Annotated in this window: 1 pseudogene; it reads right to left on the bottom strand. The window is 34.9% G+C overall.

Annotated elements, in window-relative coordinates:
• A pseudogene (locus CWB60_RS20810) lies at positions 1 to 182 on the bottom strand (IS5/IS1182 family transposase); the annotation flags it as partial.
• Between the last annotated feature and the right edge of the window lie 248 nt (positions 183 to 430).

Here is a 430-nt window from a genome sequence, read left to right on the forward strand (position 1 = left end):
GGATACTTAGGGCGGCCTGTGGACTTTAAAGTTAACCCTTTAAACTCCAATTCAGCTAGATTTAGTTCCTCAATGAAAACATCAATCACTCTGACCGTATTATCTTCACTGACGTAGTCTTCCAACGATTCTGGAAATAACGTTGATTGGTCACGACTTTCACCGCTTATAAACTTTGACATACTGCCTCAACCCTCAACTGAATCAATAGTCTAATTATATAAATATCAGTATATTAAGTGAACTAAATGTATAGATTAATAGATCATAAGCAGAACATACTTAGACCAAAAGGTGATCAGAGTTTTCACACAGTCTGTGCAATAAGCTGAACTTTGGCAAAGAGCTAATACCAGTCATTCAGGTGAGTCGTCATTAACTTACTAAGAATAAGAGAAAACTAACCTTTTATTTATATGTTAATATAAGC

This window comes from Pseudoalteromonas sp. S327 (genome assembly GCF_005886415.1).
In the GTDB taxonomy this organism is placed as follows: domain Bacteria; phylum Pseudomonadota; class Gammaproteobacteria; order Enterobacterales; family Alteromonadaceae; genus Pseudoalteromonas; species Pseudoalteromonas atlantica.